We start from the raw sequence: 17,231 nt of genomic DNA, 5'->3' as shown, positions 1-17,231 counted from the left end.
TTGATAAAAAGGTGTGGGGGGACAACGGGGACGCTGCCCCCCTTCACGAGGAATAGGATCAGTAATCGAAAGTGCCGAATGGGCATTTTCGTCGTATCTATACTTGCTTTTACTTTAGATCCGTAACGCCTGTATCCGTTTCCCGGTCGGCGTCATCCCGGATCCAGCCGCTGAGAACGGTGCGCAATTCGCCTGCTTCATAGACGTGGCTAAACCGATCGAACGTGCCGACGCGTCGGCACATATCATGAAAAAATGAGCCCACCGGCGCACAAGCGCTTTTGTCGTAGCTCGATCGACGAAAGAACTCGTGCCAGAGGTGCAGAAAGGTCGCGTCGTGCGTGGCTTTATCGACGGCACGTCGATAATCCGGCAGCAGAGGCTTCCAGAAATGGTCGAAGACGATTGGATAAAAATGCGGGATATCGCGCGCCTGCGCGTCGAGACCATGGACCTTGGTCATTTCCGTCAGCAACGTCGGCCCAATAACGCCCCAGAGCTGATCGAGGTCGACCGATGCTTTGGCGCGATCGACGAGGTCGGCGACGATGCGATGATCTTTCGGAAGTTTCAGGACGGCATTGTTGATCGATGAAGCGTCGGATGGGTCGAGTTGGCGACCAAAGACAAAAGCCTCATTGGAAAAGTCTGGCTTGCGCAGACAAATGATATCCGTATCGACCCAGCATGATCCAGTTTGTTGGATCATCTCATAGCGAAACAGATTCGAAAATTTTGCATCGGACACACGTCCGTCCGCGATATAGCGGCCGACGAGTGTTTCATCCCGGCAGATCGATCGGGCGTCCGCGATCTCCACACCATCAGGAACGTCGATATCTGCTGCATAGGTGTAGAGCCGCAGGCGCGCGCCGTAATAAGGAAAAGAGGCCAGGCAACTATAGGTCAGGGAGTCGAGCGGCCCGTTCCAGAACGTGGCGAATTCAGGTGGTCGCAGCCGAGGAAGCCGGCGACTGAAGTTCCGCCAAAAGTGCTTGGCACGTTGAAGGCCATTCACCTGCGGCGATTGTTGGGACGTCATGATGTGTCGTTTTCCGGTGATCCTGCGCGATGTTTAAGGCCAGAGGCCTGGCCCGAGCTCAGCCACCCGTGCTCGGCTCGAAGATGGTCAGATGGCTGACTTTCAAACTTGGCTGGCCGTTGCAGAGGAGGCGGACCTCGACGCCCGACGTCGACTGCTCCAGCTTAAGGTTGAGCGTTAAAAGGGCGGGAATGCCAGTAATCAAATCTGGATCGCGAATGGTTCGCGTTGCGAGAATGATACGTCCCTGCTGAGCGGCTATCTCGAGCTTTGCAGTCGCTGAGCCACAGAATGTGGCCAGTTTCTCGAGTTCGAAGCCCGCGAAATAGCGGCCGGCTTGTAAATTGATGTAGGGGCCGTAACTCAAAAAGCCATTCTGTCCGAGGCCGATCCGCGAACCGTCGGCTTGGTTTTCACCGATCTCGTACGGCAACGTACTGGCTGGTTGGTGGTGGTAAAACATTGGCTGTTGAACAAGCATGCGCGAGATGAGCCTGGCGTTGTCCCGCTGAAATCGGGCGTGTAGAATCGATCCGAAGAATTTAGGCTTTTTCCATCAGGCGTATCAACGATTACGGTTCTACGCTCTTTAGCTGGGCACAAGGGCATTCGCGTCCCATGAATTTCTTTCAGCGTTTTTTGGGCGGGCAGCACCGTGCCGATCTTTTGGTCGCGCAGGCGCACATCTCGACAAGAGTGAATCATCTTGCGGCTGGGTTCAATGCCGAGATCACTCTTCTCAAGGATGAAGTCCGCGCATTACGCGAACAGGTCGCGCAATCTCAGGCGCTTGCTGCGGAAGCCGAAGCGGTCATTCAAAACCTCAAGAGCGAAATCAGTGCGCTTCAAGCACCTATGCCGCAATTGCTCAATGCTGCTGCGACGGTGCCTGCCTTGGCTGAACAATTGCTGCGGTTGGACGGTGGCTCAGTCGTGAAACTGGCAAAGCCGGCTGCGATCGCCGAAACGGTTTCGGAACGCCCGCGCTCCGCTCAACCTTCGAACGAGAGATAAGCGCTCCGTGTCCCGTCATCGATCGTTCTCCGTCGTGATCTCCACCGATGGTCGCAGAGAGAGCCTTGCGCAGACTTTGGAGAGCCTACGGCATCTCGATTACCCTAATTTCGAGGTTTGCGTGGTCGTAGGACCCACGCGCGATGGCACCTTGGAGCTTTTGGAGATGTGGCGTGACAAGATAAAAATCTTGTCGTGTCCGGTTCGCAATATCTCAATCTCCCGCAATCTGGGCATAGGGCTCGCAGCCGGTGAGATCGTGGCCTTCCTCGATGATGATGCCATTCCCGAAAGCGATTGGCTGATGCGGCTCAACGAAGCCTATCAGGAAGACCATGTGACCGCCGCCGGCGGATTTGCCTACAATCCAGATGGCGTCAGTTACCAATGGCGCTTTGGCACGATCGATCGTCTTGGCCGGGCCAATGTTGCATGGCAAGGCGCTGCACCTGAATTCAACTTTCCGCTCAGTGCCAGCTTCCCGTCTCTTCTCGGGGCCAACAGCTCCGCTCGTCGCGCGCCGGTCATCGAGATTGGTGGGTTCGATGAAACTTACGAATACTATCTCGATGAAACCGATCTATGCTGTCGTCTCGTCGATCATGGGGGGCATGTCGCGCAACTGGACGGAGCTTGTGTCCATCACAAATTTCGGCCGAGCCATATCAGAGATGAAGCGCGGATCATCAGAGACTGGTATCCGATCATCAAGAGCAAGATTTACTTCTCCTTGGTCAACAACCGGGGCCATTATCCGCTCTCGGTCGTTTTCGAAGACACTCTTTCATTCATTCGGCAATTTAGCGGTCAGATCGATTGGGCGATTTCGGCAGGGCTGGTCGATGAATCCGAGCGTAATCGTTTCAACGAGCATATCGAGCGAGCTTGGCGCGATGGCTTGTCAGCCGGGTTGGCCGGGCATCGAAAATTGCGATCGAAGGCCGAGTTCGAAAAGCTTCAGATGCCGTTCTTACCTTTCAAGACTTTCGAGCCCGCTGGCGCCCGCCGCGTGTTTTGCTTCGTGTCTGCCGCCGCGGAAAATGGGCGGGCAGATCGAAAATCCATGGAGGTCGCGTCGGCGCTGTCGAAGCTGGGACACGAAACGCATGTTTTTGTCAGTGCCGGTGAAAGCTCCACGGTTGATTTCGAAGGCGGTGTTTGGATGCATCGCATTGCTCCGCCTTCAGAGGCGTCTCTTTCGTCTTCCCATGGCGCGGAGATTCCGAATTTCATTCGAAATCGCGTATTAGGCTTGGCGGCCGCCGTGCGGGAGTTGTCAACGCGCAAATCTGTTGCCGCTGTTTTCGTGCCGCTATGGGGATGGGAAGGCCCGGTGTTGCGTGACGAGGGTTTTTCTATCGTTGCGTTGGCGCACGAGTCCCTCCGGTCCTATCTGGGCATTCTTCCGGCGCGAGATTTTGAACACCAAGCCGTGCTCAATGCTTGTCTCCTTGCTCGTGAAGCAAAATGCATTTTGGCGCATAGTCCGTCTGTTGTCCGCGATCAAGAATGCCACTCTTTGTCCATCGATCCTGGTCGTGTGATTTTTATTCCAGAGGGCATGGAGGGCCGGGACCCCATCGCCGAAGCTTCAAGATCAATGATCGAAGAGGGCGATGCATTCTCTCGACAACTCCAAGCAGCGCTTGAAGGGCAGGAGATTGCCATATCCGCCCCTGTCGAAGAGGTTTGATTTTCTGTGTGGATCAATCGCACTTTATGTGTCGGATGTGACTAAAGTCACGGCTGCTCCAGGCGTCATGTAATGTTCATGTAAGGTCGCCCTGCCAAGAGATCATTCAGGCAAGATTCTGGCGCAAATAGAGTCACTTCGCGAGTAGCGCGGTGCGCGGTTCGATACTTGTCATCGTCAACTGGCGCGTGAAATAGGGATTTTCGCAGATATACAGCGTCGAAAGTACCGTCGTGATTGGCCCCTGATCGGGATTTTCACTTTCGGTTAAAGTGCTGGCTCTATATCTCGCGATGATGATGCTTCACGTGCTCGTCCTAGTGTGATGAGGATCAGCCATGAGAAATCTGAGCGACCAGAAATTGATGTGGCTCTCGGTCGTTGTGATGGGCGGCTTTGCGCTGACTTTTATCTCCATTCTCTACATCTATCCGATTCAATAACGACCGGCCTTGTCAAGTATTTGAAAGATGTTTGCCGTCAGCGCTTTTCGATCTGTCGCTGTTCGGCGGTCTTGGTCCACAAAGCAATTTCCTGCTCGATCTGCAGCCGCATTTCCTCCGGTGTCGAAGGATCGGGCATCACGCCCAGGCGATTGAGCTGCGCTTCGATCTCGGGCATGGCGAGGACGGCCCGGGTCTCGCGGTTGACGCGATCGACGATCGAGCGTGAAGTTCCCGGAGACATGGTGAAGCCGAGCCACGACATGGCTTCGACGCCAGGCAGGGTCTCGCTCATGGTCGGAATCTCCGGCGCCAGGCCATAGCGCTTGGGCGAGGAGACGGCGAGCGCGCGCATTTCGCCGGAGCGAATGCGTTCGAACGAGGATGTCGCCGTGTCGAACATGGCGTCGATCCGGCCTCCCATCAAATCGAGGATCGATGGCGGGCTGCCTGGATAGGGGACGGAAACGATCGATATGCCCGCTTCGTGGCTGATCAATTGCGCCAGCAGATAGTGGATGCTGCCGACGGTGTTGGTGCCCCAGGACAGTTTGTCGGGTGCGGCCTTGGCACGCGCGACAAGATCGCCGAAAGAGGTGATCGGCGAGTCCGGCTTGGTCAGCAGCACCATCGGATAAGCGACGACCTTGGTGACCATGGCAAAGTCTTTGACCGGATCGTAGGGCAGGGATTTGCGCGTGGCGACGGTACCGGGATGAGAAGCGGTCAGCATCAGCAGCATGTGGCTATTGGCCGGCGCCTTGGCGACCATGTCATTGGCGACGGTGCCGCCGCCGGCGGGTACGGATTCGACGACGATGCGCTGGCCGAGACGAGGCCCGAGTTTGTCGGCGACGATACGGCCGACGATATCGGGACTGGTGCCGGGAATGAAGCCGATGATCATACGGATGGGCTGGCTTGGCCAATCCTGCGCCAGGGCCGTGTTGCCCTGGGTGATCGAAGCGAATGCGAGGCCAAGCGTCATGGTGCGCAACAGGCGCAATGCCAAGCGGCGATCGAATGTCATGTTTCCCTCCCTGTATGATGCATTCTATCTCATATGCGCTTGCCTCAGGGCGCGTTTGTCCGGCTTGCCGAGAGGCGTCAGCGGAATCTGGTCGACGAAGGCCAAGGACTTGGGCGCATGTACCGGCCCTTTATGTTGGCGCACCAGGGCGATCAGATCGGCGGTCGAGACTTTGGCGCCGGCATGCAGCCGGACGCAGGCCGTGACCGCTTCGCCCCATTTCGGATCGGGAATGCCGTAAACGGCCGCAGCGGCGACATCGGGGTGCTGGGTCAGTACGTCCTCGATCTCGCGCGGATAGACATTGAAGCCGCCGGAAATGATCATGTCCTTCTTGCGGTCGACGATGAAGTAATAGCCCTCGCTGTCGCGGTAGCCGACATCGCCGGTGTGCAGCCAATCGCCCTTAAGGGTTTCGGCTGTTTGCTCGGGTTGCTGCCAATAGCCGCTCATCACCAGCGGTCCCCGCACGCAGATCTCGCCGGCTTCGCCAGCCGCCACCGGTTGGCCGTCGTCGCCGAGCAAAGCGACTTGGACGCCCGGATAGGGACGTCCTGCCGAGCTGAGGCGCTTGTCATCGCCGCTGATGTGATCGCTCTGGTTGAGCATCAGCACCGTATTGGGGGCCTCGGTCTGGCCGTAAGACTGAATCAGAACTGGCCCCAGCATATCGAGGGCTTCGCGCAGGCGCGCGGGCGCGGCAGGCGCGCCGCTATAGACCAAGGCGCGAAGGCTGGCGAGATCGCGGGCGCGGTGTTTCGCCTTGTCGAGCAGGTCGTAGATCATGGTCGGCACCAGCCAGGTCAGCTCCGCCTGGTGCTTTTGGGCGGCATCGACAAAGTTCTCGACGTTGAAGCCCCGCAGCAGGATGGCGCAGCCGCCACGCGCCAGGGTTGGAAACATCAGCGATCCGGCGCCATGGGAAATCGGCGCGGGACAGAGGTAACGCACGCCGTCGGGCAAGGGGATGCCGGCGAGCCAGGCCATCGTATTGGTCATCAAAGTGCGATCTGACAGCATGACACCTTTGGCCCGGCCTGTCGTGCCGCCCGTATAGGCCAGACGGATAATATCTTCGCAGGATGTGCGGGCAGCCAAAGGTTCGATCGCGCACTGGGAGGCTTCCTGCCAGAAACCCGGCACCGCGTCGTCTTCGTCATGCGAATACCAATGCGGAATCTGCGGGCTTTGCGCACGCAGATCGCTCACGCGTTCGGTATGATATTTCTCGCCGACAAACAGTTTCGGGCTGCAATCGGCGAGGACGTGTACGTGATCGCTGAGGCCAGCGGTGGCATGGAGGGTGACCGAGCGCAGCCCGAAGATGTAGGCGGCGGCGATGATGGTGAAAACTTCTGGCCGATTGCCGGAAAGTTGTGCCACGGCATCGCCCGGCTGCAGGCCGCGTTGACGGAACAGCCCGATGGCTTGAGCGATCTGGGCGCCCAAGGCGCGATAGGTGATGGAGCGCTCATCCTGGATGAAAGCGGTGCGCTCGGGATAGCGCTCGATGCTGTTGACGATGAGTTCGCCCAGTGTTCCGGCGCTGCGGATCGTGCCCCAATTCATCGTGTGGCCCTCACGCGCGCCCCAGAATGGTGACGGCGGCGACAGCTTCCTCGCCATCGTAGAAGCCGCCACCGTTTTCGGCGATGGCGATGCGGGCGTTCGGCACCTGGCGCTTGTCAGCTTCGCCGCGCAATTGCGTCACCAATTCGTGCAGTTGGATGGCGCCGGTGGCGCCGATCGGATGGCCTTTACAGATCAGCCCGCCGGAGGTGTTGACGGGCACGCGGCCGCCCAACCGGGTCTCGCCGCGTTCGGCGCATCTGGCGCCATCGCCGATTTCGCACAGGCCGAGATTTTCCACGTGGCGGATTTCTGCAAAGGAGGTCGCATCATGAACTTCCGCGACCGAGATATCGGCGGGACCGATGCCGGCTTGTTCGTAGGCTTTGCGGGCGGCGATGCGCCCGACATGGTTCTCATAATCCTCGGGCGCGCGTTTGCGGCCGCTGGCGAGTTGGGTCGCCAGGACCTCGATGGCGCGCGTGCGATCGAACCGATCGAGGGCGCTCTCGGAGCAGAGAATGATGGCGCCAGAGCCATCGGAAATCGGCGCGCACATGGCGCGGGTCAGGGGCCAACTCACCATCCGATCGGCGAGCACTTCGTCTGGCGTCATCGGATGGCGATATTGTGCGAGTGGATTGAACTGCGAAACCCAGTGGTTCTTGGCGGCGACCGCCGCGATCTGCTCTGGACTGGTGCCATAGAGTTTCATGTGATGGCGCGCCATGGCGGCGTAGCTGTCCATGAAGACGCTGTGATCGCCGGTATTGGCCAAGGGCGGCGGCGCGCAGGGCAGATCGGTGGATAGGGCCAGGAGCTGTTTGATCTGATCGCCGGCTATCTCGCGGTCCATGCCGCCGAGGAAGGCTTCGAACATCAGCTCGCGCTTTTCCGGATAGTTCATTTTCTCCGTGCCGACCACGAGCGCCACCTCGTAGAGGCCGGCGCGGATGGCTGCGTAAGCCTGATTGACGCCCGTGGAAGAACTGGCGCAGGCATTGTCGCAATTGACGATCGGGATTTCCTCGAAACCCATGGCACGCAGCGCGCATTGGCCGCGAATACCGTGCTGCCCTTCCATGACGCCCTGGCGCGTGTTGGAAAACCAGGCGGCTTCGATCTGATTCTGTCGGGCGCCGGCATCGGCAAGGGCGGCATTCACGGCCATGGCGGTGAGCTGTTTGACCGATTTATCGAGATGCTTGCCGAGAGGCGTCATGCCGACGCCGACGATATAAACGCGAGTCATGGTTCTGTCTGGCCCTCCCAGGCTGAAAAGCCATGTTCCCGTCTCCCGACGACTTTGGCAACCTAGGCGGGGATCGCTCTTTTTTGCGCCGGGGCGGAATTTCCGCTTAATTGCCGGATGTGATCTGTGGAGCGAGTTGGTCGGGGCATAGTGTGTTGGGAATTATTGAGGTTTTTACCCGCCGGCTGGTTTTGATCTTAGCCCTTGGATTGAACTGCACGCCGGCCTTCGCGGCCGAGTCGCAGCTCGACGGGCGGGCGCTGGGCGCCATTTGGGTTCTTCCTTTCGCCGGCATGCTGCTGTCGATCGCCTTGATGCCTTTGCTGCTCCCCGTTTTCTGGCATCGTCATTACGGCAAGGTGTCGGCCTTCTGGGCTCTGGCCTTTCTGCTGCCGGCGACTTTTCTGTTTGGAGTGCCTTCGACCGGCCATGAGCTGCTTCACGTGCTGGCGCTCGAATATATTCCGTTCCTCATCCTCATCGGCGCGCTCTACTGCGTCACCGGGCACATTTACATTCGGGGCAATCTGCACGGATCGCCGGGGTTGAACACGGGCCTTCTGGCGCTGGGAACGGGGCTGGCGAGCATCATGGGCACCACGGGGGCGGCCATGTTGCTGATCCGCCCGCTGATCCGCGCCAATGACGATCGCCGTTACAACGTGCACGTGATCATCTTCTTCATTTTCCTTGTCGCCAATATCGGTGGGTCGTTGACGCCGCTGGGCGATCCGCCGCTGTTTCTTGGCTTTCTTCAGGGCGTCAGCTTTTCCTGGACGCTCAGTCATCTCCTGGCGCCGATGCTGCTGACGTCGGTCATCCTGCTGGCAATCTTCTTCGCGCTCGATTTCCATCTCTATCGGAAAGAGGGCCGGCGCCGGCCGGATCCGACGCCCGACAGCAAAGTGTCGATCGAAGGCGCTCGCAATCTATTGCTGATCCCCGCCATTCTCGTGGTCGTTCTGGCCAGCGGCAGTTTCAAACTGGGCGAGATCCATGTTCTGTCGCTGACCTTGGAGGTTCAAAACATCCTGCGCGATCTGCTGCTGCTGTTGATCGCCTATGTTTCCTTTACGACCACGCCGCATGGAACTCGTCTGGCCAATGGCTTCAATTTCGAGCCGGTGATCGAAGTGGCGAAATTGTTCGCGGCCATTTTCATCACCATCGTGCCGGTCATCGCCATGTTGAAAGCCGGCCGGGACGGGGCTTTGGCTTCCGTCATCGCGTTGGTTACGACGCCCGAGGGTCAGCCGATCAACAGCATGTATTTTTGGCTGACAGGTGGCTTGTCGAGCTTTCTCGACAATGCGCCGACCTATCTGGTGTTTTTCAATGCGGCTGGTGGCGACGCACAGCAACTCATGGGGCCGTTGGCTTCGACGCTCACGGCGATTTCGGCCGGGGCCGTCTTCATGGGCGCCAACAGCTACATCGGCAACGCGCCCAATTTCCTCGTCAAATCCATCGCCGAGAGCCGTGGCATAACGATGCCGAGTTTCTTCGGCTATATGCTGTGGTCGGGCTGCCTGCTGTTGCCGATCTTCGCCGTGTTGACGGTGATCTTCTTTCGCTAGTGCTTCATTGCGCCGCGATGCCGGCGGCCTTGATCACGTTGTCCCACTTGTCGATTTCGCTGTTCCAAAACTTCTGTGCCTCGGCTTCGTTGTAGAAGGTGGCATCCATGCCCTGCTGGTTGACCAGCCGCTGGAAGTCCGGATTTTCCGAAATCGTCTTGAAGCTCTTGTTCAATGTGTCGATGACGCTCTGGGGTGTCTTGGCCGGCGCCATGATGCCGAACCAGGAGATGACCTCCGCGTCCTTGACGCCGAGTTCGCTCAAGGTCGGCACGTCGGGCAGGGACCTGTGCCGTGTCGGTGCGGCGACCGCGAGGGGGCGGAGCTTGCCGGCGGCGATATTGGGCAGGGCGGTCGAGAGATTGTCGAACATCATGTCGACTTCGCCATTGACGGTTCCCGCGACACAATCGGCCCAGCCGCGATAGGCGATATGAACGATCGACGTGCCGGTGCGCAGCTTGAACAATTCCCCCGACAAATGCAGGGTCGTGCCGGTGCCGTTGGAGCCGATGTTGAGCTTGCCAGGACTGGCTTTCGCCTCGGCGATGACCTCGGCAACACTGTTGGCTTTCAGGCGGGGGCCGGCCACCAGCATGTTGGGAACGCTGGCGAAGATGGCGACGGGAATGAGGTCGGTGCGCGGGTTGTAGCTTGGTTTTTTCTGCAATGTGGCGGTGATGGTGACGAAAGCGCCGCCGAGCAGCAGCGTGTAGCCGTCAGGCGCCGCGCGCGAGACATATTCCGAGCCGAGATAACCGCCGGCACCGCCGCGCGATTCCACGATGACCGTCTGTTTGAGTGTTTCCTGTAATCCGGGCTGGATCAGGCGCGCGACGATATCGGTGCTGCCGCCGGGGGGCGCGGGCGAGACGATTTTGATGATCTGATTGGGATATTGAGCCGCGGCGGCGGTCATGGTCGCGGTCAGAGCCGTCAGGGCGCAGGCGAAACGGGATATCGATCGACGCATATATCCTTCCCTCCCAGATGTCGTCAGCTCGACAGGCCGGCGATCTCCAATGCTGTTTTATGGTCTTGCAGAATGGCGGGAATTTCATCGGGCGCGATGCGTCCGAAGCCGCAATAGGCCGCGATGCCGAAGTCGGGCAGGAATTTGCGGGCTGCTTGGAGGCGCTGGGCGAAGCTGTCCATGCTGTGGATGAGACCGAGATAGACGCGGGCCTCGCCGACGTCGAGATCCGCAAGAGGCGCGTAGAACGCATCGTCCGTTCGATCGAGAGCGGGGATGTGAACCCAATCGACGCGCCGGCCGGTGGCTTTGACAGCCGCATTGACGAGAGCTACCGCGCGATCGAGATCGTCGGGCGCGAAGCGCGGCCAGCCGCCGAACGTGCCGAAGCAGAAGTGAAAGCCGAGGGCCACCGCCTCCGGCAGCCGTCGCGACAGCCGGCCGATCGGGGCCGTGTGCGTTTCGATATCGCCTTCGCCCGGATAACCGTCCGGCGGATTGTAGACGGCTGAGACCTCCCAGGCGCAGTCCCATTGGATGGCGAGATCGTCATGGGGAATGGCGGCGAGAATGGCATCGAGTTCCGCGGCGATGGCCTCTTCGTAGCCCGGTCGGATGCGGGCGAGATCGGCGGCTTCGGGAAAAGTCAGCGGCCGGACGACGCTGTTGACCATCGGCATGGAAATTTGAAAGCGCATGCCTTGAGGTATGATCCCCTTCTCGCGCAGGGTTTTGAAGACGAAGTACGAATTCACCGCATCCTTGGCATAGCCGAGGCGATAGCCTGGGTTGCCGAAGCGAACCATGTCGACACCGGGCTTGACGCGAAACAACCATACGTCCTCGCGGCTGCGCGGCATCAATTGTTCGACGCCATTGACCCGCTCGGGACGTTTGATGGTTTCGAGATCGATGTGGCCGTTGAAGACTTGATAGGAGAGACGCAGCACCCACGAGCGACGTTCGCCGACTTCGCCATCAGGGAGGGCCGCAAGATGCGATCCGAGGGCGCCGCTGCAGTTGCGCATCACATCTTCGACGGTGTCGAACGGAACGCTGCCCACGAGAAGGACATCATGGCCCATCGGCGCTTACTCCCTATGACGTGCCGACTATGTTGTCAGCCTCTGCTTGCGCGGGAGCCTAGCAGGTTATGTCATGCGCACAATTGGCGGTGGCCCACACGCGCATGCTTGTGTCGGTGGAGCGCGCACGATGCATCAACGTGCGCGATGTCGATGGAAGGAATGCTGCTAATGAAGGTGCAGCTTCAACTCACTTCTTGCCGGATCGCTTGATCGATTTGATGACGCGCGGCGGCTGGCCGGATTGGACGGCGATGTCGCGGTCCTGCGCCTCGATGATCGCCTTGGCCGGAGCATCGCCATCCAGGCCACCCACGGCGGAGGCGGGAACGCGCCGATTGGAACGAATGGCGCCATCCTCGTAGACGACGTCAAACAGCACGAATTCGCTCTCGCTGGATTTTTTGTTTTTGCTGGCCAAGGTAGAGCTTCCGAAAAACGACGGCTGCGGGAGTTGTGCCGTGCTGGGTCTAAAAGGAAGGCGCTCGCGCCGCCGGCTGTGGTGTAGGCCTCTCCCAGCCTGGGGGCAAGGCGATCCGGTATTCTATTGTGCAGATGCGAGAGCTCGTTCGCCAATCTGTGATGGCTCTCGCCGCCGGCCACGCATGACGGCGAAGCTTGATGAGGCATAAATATCTATATATTTCAGATATTTATTTTCTTTTGTGCGGCGCCGTTGTGGACGGTCCGGGTGGTGGCATTGGGACTTGCTGAATCGGCCGTGCAGGCGCATGTATAGGAGCATGAGCAATCTCCCTGAACTGAAACTGATCGAGGCGCTGAAACAGGTCGATGCGCACGGTGACGTTGCGCCTCCCCATGTTCAGGACCCGACCACGATGGTGATCCGTCAGCTCGCCGTACAGAACGACCTGATGCGCTGGGATGGCGATCGGGGCCGCTTCGTGCTGACCAGCACAGGCCGCAGCCGGATCAGCAAACGGGCCCCCGTGACGGGAACCGTGCTGCGCTTCCGGGCCCGCGAGAAAGACGGCTCCTCGGCCCGCCAGAAGATCTGATCGAGCAGGCCGGGCGGTCTGTCACCTGTTACTGTGAATTGCCAGTCGCGGGACCCAACTGCATAGTGCCGTTGATGCACATGGAGGGTGGGCGTCGATGGGTCAGGTTGTTCTTGCGGCAAAGATCACGCACGTACCTTCAATCCTGATTTCCGAACGGCCGGGGCCGTTGTTTGGCCAGCGCGCTGAAGCGATCCAATCCTTGCGCGAACTCGGTCAGCGCGCCCGCGCGCGCCAAGCCGACACGTTCGTGATCTTCGACGTGCATTGGATTTCGAATTTCGGTTGTCACATGAACGCCAATGCCCGGCATGTCGGCACTTACACCTCGCACGAGGCGCCGCACATGATTCAGGACATGGCTTACGACTATCCGGGCAATCCGGATCTCGGTGAAGCCATCGCAGTGGAAGCAAAGAAAGACGGGCTCGATGTCATGGCCCATCAGGTGCCGACCCTGCCGCTCGAATATGGCACGATCGTCCCGATGCACTACATGAACGAGGACGGGCATTTCAAAGTGATCTCGGTGGCCGCGCCGATCTTCGCCACCTGGCAGGAAAACCGGAAATTCGGCATCGCCGTGCGGCGGGCGATCGAGGCTTCTCCCTATCGGGTCGCGGTGCTCGCCAGCGGTTCGCTCTCGCACAAGCTGGTCAGCAATGAACAAGTGGGCGACGATCAATGGGACGTGGTTGGCAGCGAGTTCAATCGTCAGGTCGATCTGCGCGTGCTCGATCTGTGGCGCGAACGCCGCTATGCCGAGTTCTGTCGGATGCTTCCCGATTATTCGACCAAGTGCAATGGCGAGGGGTTGATGGTCGATACGCACATGCTGTTTGGCATGTTGGGATGGGACAAATATGCCGGCCGGGCTGAAGAATTATGCCCCTATTTCCCGTCCAGCGGCAGCGGCCAGATCACGGTCGAATTTCATCTCGACGCATAGACCCTTTAGCGTTTCTGCTTTTGATGGAATCATCGAAAGCAAAGAAGACGCGTCAAAACAGGAGACTAAAGCAAATCACGTTTCTATCGAAACGTGATTTGCTTTAAACGACGGCGATCGCGGTGACGCCGTGGCTTTGCCGGGCGGCGATGCAGTTGCGGCCCGCGTGTTTGGCCTCGTACAGGCTGTGGTCGGCCGCTTCGAGCAGTTTGCGCGCGTCCCAATCGGTGTCGGCTCTGCCGGCCGTCGCCACGCCAATGCTCATGGTCAGCATGCCATTGATGCCGTGGCTGTGCAGAATCTCCTGTTGGGCGAGGGTGACGCGAATGCGTTCGGCCACGGCGAGAGCGCCATCGGCATCGGTGTCCGGCAAGATGAGCGCGAATTCCTCGCCGCCGTAGCGTGCGGCGACGTCGATCTGGCGCCGCGCTTCGGTTTCGATGATGCGGGCAACGAGCGAGAGCGTGCCGTCGCCGGCGGGATGGCCGTAATGGTCGTTGTAGGCCTTGAAGTGATCGATATCGATCAGCAGAAGCGAGAGGGGCGCGCGCTCGCGATGGTGGCGGGCCCATTCCCGTTCGAAGGCGATATCGAAGCTGCGGCGGTTGGCGAGGCCGGTCAGGCTGTCCGTCAGCGAGAGATGTTCGAGTTGGCGTGCGGCCTTCTGTAAGGCCAGTTCGGCTTCCCGGCGCCGGTCGAGCTCGCTGGAGAAGCGCAGCAGCAGGATGGCCGCCAGCGTCAGCAGCAAGATCATCGCCAGGACAATGATCATGGCGCGCCATTTCCAGTCGGCGAGGATTTCCGCCTTCGACTCGGAAATGGAGAGGACGATCGGAAGTTTTTCAAGCCGCGCGTAGGCGTAGAGGCGTTCCTCCGCGTTCGACTTGGCTTCGAAGACGCCACGTGTTTCGCGATCGACGACCTGCAACAGATCTTTGACGGGGAGACCCATCGTCGGATCGGAGGTACTTGGCGAACGGACCAGAAGCGTCCCGTCGGTTCGCACGAGAGAGGCGCTGCCGCGTCGGCCCAGATCGAGCCGGTCGAGAAGCGCTTGGAGATAGGAGACGCGTAGCGCGCCGGCGACGACGCCACCAAACCCGCCGTCCGCAGCGGCGAAGCGGCGCGAGAAGACGATCACCCATTCGCCGGTCTGGCGTCGCTTGAACGGCTCGCTGACATAGAGGCCGACATCATCGCGTTTGGCGTGAACATCGAAGAAGCTGCGATCCTGCAGGGTCGTGGTGGCGATGTCTCCTTCACGCAGTCCCAATGTTTCGTCGCGCGAATTCATGATGACACGGCCGGTGGCATCGATGATGTTGATGCCGCTGAACTGCGGTGCGAAGACGGAACGGTCGAACAGGATCGCCCGTTGTACGGCGGGCGGATAGCTCGTGACGTCGAATTTCTCGAGGCCGAAGACGACCGCATCGAGCGACAGTTCGAAAGAATGAATGATGCTGTCCAGGCTGCTTTCGGCGGTCGAGCGCAGATTGCCCAAATGCAGTTTGGCGCGGTCGATGGCGTCGGAGCGTTCCTGCACGAGGATCAGGCCGATCAGCCCGACGAAGCTCGCAAACAGCAAAAGCACCGCTCCGATGAGCAGCGCTGTTTTGCGAAATCTCGAGAGACGTTCCATCGGCAGACCCCAGAAAGGTCAACCTAAAACAATCGCTAGGTCGTTCAGGTTAAATAGAATCAATTACCTACGAACATCGAAAACGAATTCTTACCAAGACCTAGGGGTCAATTCCGCGAGCTGGTTCCTGGCAAAACCAGTGCCGTAGGCTGCTCGAGCAATTCCTTGATGGTCGAGGCGAAGTCCTTTCGATCCGCTTCCGATAGCGGACTCAGCCCATGCATTTCAAGACCACGCAGGCCCTCGACGGCCAGCCAGGCCAGAAGGGCGGCCTTGGGGTTTTCCGCATCGGCCAAGAGCTGGGTGTAAGCCTCATCGATAATGTGGCGGACGGGGGAGAGAAGTTCGCGGTTCTCGCCGAAAGCCGACAGGATCCCCAGGGCCAGATCCTCGGCCTCCGGCTCCCGCATCTCTAAAAGCACGGTGGTGATGACGCGCGCTTCAAGATTTGGCCCAGATTTCAAGGTAGTTCGCAGGTGATCTTTTCGGATTGCGACTTCATCGACGATTCGCTGGATCATGCCCTGGAGCAGGGCATCCTTGGAGGGGAAATTATACAAGAGACCGCCTTTGCTAATCCCCGCGCGCTGGGCAACAGCGTCGAGGGTGAGACGGCTGGCGCCGACCTCCCGGATGATCTGGGCGGCGGCATCGAGTATTTTTGTGCGCGAATTGATGCGCTTAGCGGTGGGGATTGCTGACATCGATCTCTTGTGACTTTACCGTCCAGTCGGTATAGGAAGCGCTCGGTGCTGGGTCAATAACGTTCCTGTTCACATCAACGCTACATCTGGAGTTGCGACGGCTATGAAGCGGCGTCTCGTTGTATCCGCAGTTTTCCTTCTCGTCGCGCTGATCTGCGGTGGGCTGATCTGGTTCAACTTCTTCAAAGAGAAGATGATTGCCCAGTTCTTCGCCAATATGCAGCCGCCGGCTCAAGTGGTGTCAGCGGCTCCGGTGGAGCGCAGGGCCTGGAATCCCGTCATTCCGGCCATTGGCACCGGCCGCGCCTGGAACGGTGTCGACCTTGCCGTGCAGGTGGCCGGCGTTCTCAAGAAGATCAATTTCAAGCCGAACCAGCGCTACAACCAGGGCGACCTGTTGTTGCAGATCGACGATACGGTCGATCAGGCGGACCTGGCCAATGCGCTGGCTTCCGTGAAGCTGTATGAGGCCAATTACGAGCGTTCGAAGACGCTGGCCAATCGCGGCTTTGCCTCGGATGCGACCCTGGATCAGGTCGCCTCGCAGCTTGCGACCGCCCGCGCCCAGGAAGCCCGCGCTCGCGCCGTGATCGATCTGAAAGCCCTGAAGGCGCCGTTCCCCGGCGTGATCGGCATTTCGCGCGTCGATGAGGGGCAATATCTGCAAGCCGGCACGAGTGTCGCCACTTTCCAGAACCTCGACTCGATGAGGATCGACTTCACGGTGCCCGAACAGTCGGCCGATCAGGTGAAGCTCGGGCAGGAGGTGCGTGTCGGCACCAAGGAAGGCAATCTTCCCTATACGTCAAAGATCATCGGTATCGATCCGAAGGTCGATCCGAAAACGCGGCTCGTTTCGGTTCAGTCGCTGATCGAAGACAACCGCAAGATCGGCATCCTGCCGGGCCAGTTCCTGCAGGTCGAAGTGGTGCTACCCGAACAACCCAATGTTCTGACCGCGCCGCAGACGGCGGTCGTGACTTCGCTCTACGGCGATTATGTCTTTGCCGTCGTCGAAGAGGATAAGAATGGCCAGAAGCAGATGACGGCACGGCAGATGTTCGTGAAGACCGGGCGGCGTCAGCGTGGCTCGATCGAAATCCTGTCCGGTGTCGAACCGGGACAGCAGGTCGTCGTCTCCGGCCAGAACAAGATCCAGTCGGGCTCGCCGATCAAGATCGACAATTCCGTCGATGTGACGAAGTTCAATCCTGACGCCCTGCAGTCGGCAAAGTAGGC

16 protein-coding genes are annotated in these 17,231 nt (G+C 59.4%); 6 read left to right on the top strand and 10 right to left on the bottom strand.

Annotated features, from left to right (window positions below; all coding sequences use genetic code 11):
* Positions 1 to 109: 109 nt before the first annotated feature.
* Both OIM99_RS19255 and OIM99_RS19250 read right to left on the bottom strand, forming a co-directional pair.
* On the bottom strand, positions 110 to 1,042 hold the full coding sequence (locus tag OIM99_RS19255) for a hypothetical protein (RefSeq protein WP_311852070.1): 933 nt from the start codon (positions 1,040 to 1,042) through the stop codon (positions 110 to 112).
* A gap of 58 nt (positions 1,043 to 1,100) precedes the next feature.
* On the bottom strand, positions 1,101 to 1,523 hold the full coding sequence (locus OIM99_RS19250) for a hypothetical protein (protein WP_311852069.1): 423 nt from the start codon (positions 1,521 to 1,523) through the stop codon (positions 1,101 to 1,103).
* A gap of 137 nt (positions 1,524 to 1,660) precedes the next feature.
* Between OIM99_RS19250 and OIM99_RS19245 the strand changes: the two genes are divergently transcribed.
* Positions 1,661 to 2,056: a hypothetical protein gene (locus OIM99_RS19245; RefSeq protein ID WP_311852068.1), complete on the top strand. Its 396-nt coding sequence runs from the start codon at positions 1,661 to 1,663 to the stop codon at positions 2,054 to 2,056.
* Between the two features lie 7 nt (positions 2,057 to 2,063).
* Positions 2,064 to 3,749: a glycosyltransferase gene (locus tag OIM99_RS19240; protein WP_311852067.1), complete on the top strand. Its 1,686-nt coding sequence runs from the start codon at positions 2,064 to 2,066 to the stop codon at positions 3,747 to 3,749.
* Positions 3,750 to 4,229: 480 nt separating this feature from the next.
* Here OIM99_RS19240 and OIM99_RS19235 read toward each other — a convergent pair whose 3' ends face one another.
* From OIM99_RS19235 to OIM99_RS19225, 3 genes are read right to left on the bottom strand one after another with little or no spacing between them, the layout of a single operon-like run.
* Entirely contained in the window at positions 4,230 to 5,222 is a 993-nt protein-coding gene (locus tag OIM99_RS19235; protein ID WP_311852066.1) for a tripartite tricarboxylate transporter substrate-binding protein, read from the bottom strand.
* 24 nt (positions 5,223 to 5,246) lie between these two features.
* Positions 5,247 to 6,848, bottom strand: coding sequence for an AMP-binding protein (locus OIM99_RS19230; protein WP_311852065.1), 1,602 nt, complete (start codon positions 6,846 to 6,848; stop codon positions 5,247 to 5,249).
* A complete protein-coding gene (locus tag OIM99_RS19225; protein ID WP_311852064.1) occupies positions 6,802 to 8,043 on the bottom strand; it encodes a thiolase family protein in 1,242 nt (413 codons plus the stop codon). Before OIM99_RS19225 ends, OIM99_RS19230 begins: the two co-directional genes overlap by 47 nt.
* A gap of 152 nt (positions 8,044 to 8,195) precedes the next feature.
* On the opposite strand from OIM99_RS19225, the gene OIM99_RS19220 reads away from it, so the two are divergent.
* Positions 8,196 to 9,620, top strand: a complete 1,425-nt coding sequence (locus OIM99_RS19220) for a sodium:proton antiporter (protein ID WP_311852063.1) — start codon at positions 8,196 to 8,198, stop codon at positions 9,618 to 9,620.
* A gap of 4 nt (positions 9,621 to 9,624) precedes the next feature.
* Here the strand turns inward: OIM99_RS19220 and OIM99_RS19215 are convergent, their stop codons facing one another.
* The 3 genes from OIM99_RS19215 to OIM99_RS19205 all read right to left on the bottom strand — a co-directional run bounded on the left by OIM99_RS19215 (position 9,625) and on the right by OIM99_RS19205 (position 12,099).
* A complete protein-coding gene (locus OIM99_RS19215; protein ID WP_311852062.1) occupies positions 9,625 to 10,593 on the bottom strand; it encodes a tripartite tricarboxylate transporter substrate binding protein in 969 nt (322 codons plus the stop codon).
* 23 nt (positions 10,594 to 10,616) lie between these two features.
* On the bottom strand, positions 10,617 to 11,678 hold the full coding sequence (locus tag OIM99_RS19210; RefSeq protein ID WP_311852061.1) for a hypothetical protein: 1,062 nt from the start codon (positions 11,676 to 11,678) through the stop codon (positions 10,617 to 10,619).
* 190 nt (positions 11,679 to 11,868) lie between these two features.
* Positions 11,869 to 12,099, bottom strand: a complete 231-nt coding sequence (locus OIM99_RS19205; protein WP_311852060.1) for a hypothetical protein — start codon at positions 12,097 to 12,099, stop codon at positions 11,869 to 11,871.
* Positions 12,100 to 12,421: 322 nt separating this feature from the next.
* On the opposite strand from OIM99_RS19205, the gene OIM99_RS19200 reads away from it, so the two are divergent.
* Together OIM99_RS19200 and hpaD are read left to right on the top strand one after the other, a co-directional pair.
* Entirely contained in the window at positions 12,422 to 12,697 is a 276-nt protein-coding gene (locus tag OIM99_RS19200) for a hypothetical protein (RefSeq protein ID WP_311852059.1), read from the top strand.
* 97 nt (positions 12,698 to 12,794) lie between these two features.
* Positions 12,795 to 13,646, top strand: coding sequence for a 3,4-dihydroxyphenylacetate 2,3-dioxygenase (gene hpaD / locus OIM99_RS19195; protein ID WP_311852058.1), 852 nt, complete (start codon positions 12,795 to 12,797; stop codon positions 13,644 to 13,646).
* Positions 13,647 to 13,749: 103 nt separating this feature from the next.
* On the opposite strand, the gene OIM99_RS19190 is transcribed toward hpaD, so the two are convergent.
* Together OIM99_RS19190 and OIM99_RS19185 are read right to left on the bottom strand one after the other, a co-directional pair.
* The gene (locus OIM99_RS19190) at positions 13,750 to 15,288 is read right to left on the bottom strand and encodes a sensor domain-containing diguanylate cyclase (protein WP_311852057.1); all 1,539 of its coding nucleotides are present in this window, start codon (positions 15,286 to 15,288) and stop codon (positions 13,750 to 13,752) included.
* A gap of 107 nt (positions 15,289 to 15,395) precedes the next feature.
* Positions 15,396 to 15,992 carry a TetR/AcrR family transcriptional regulator gene (locus tag OIM99_RS19185; RefSeq protein ID WP_311852056.1) on the bottom strand — a complete coding sequence of 199 codons (597 nt, stop codon included), beginning with the start codon at positions 15,990 to 15,992 and terminating at the stop codon, positions 15,396 to 15,398.
* A gap of 103 nt (positions 15,993 to 16,095) precedes the next feature.
* Between OIM99_RS19185 and OIM99_RS19180 the strand changes: the two genes are divergently transcribed.
* Positions 16,096 to 17,229 (top strand): efflux RND transporter periplasmic adaptor subunit, encoded by a 1,134-nt coding sequence (locus tag OIM99_RS19180; protein ID WP_311852055.1) that lies wholly within the window; start codon positions 16,096 to 16,098, stop codon positions 17,227 to 17,229.
* The last annotated feature ends 2 nt before the right edge of the window (positions 17,230 to 17,231 follow it).

Source organism: Methylocella sp. CPCC 101449, from assembly GCF_031921685.1.
GTDB lineage: Bacteria > Pseudomonadota > Alphaproteobacteria > Rhizobiales > Beijerinckiaceae > Terripilifer.
This window is presented reverse-complemented; position numbering and strand designations above follow the sequence as displayed.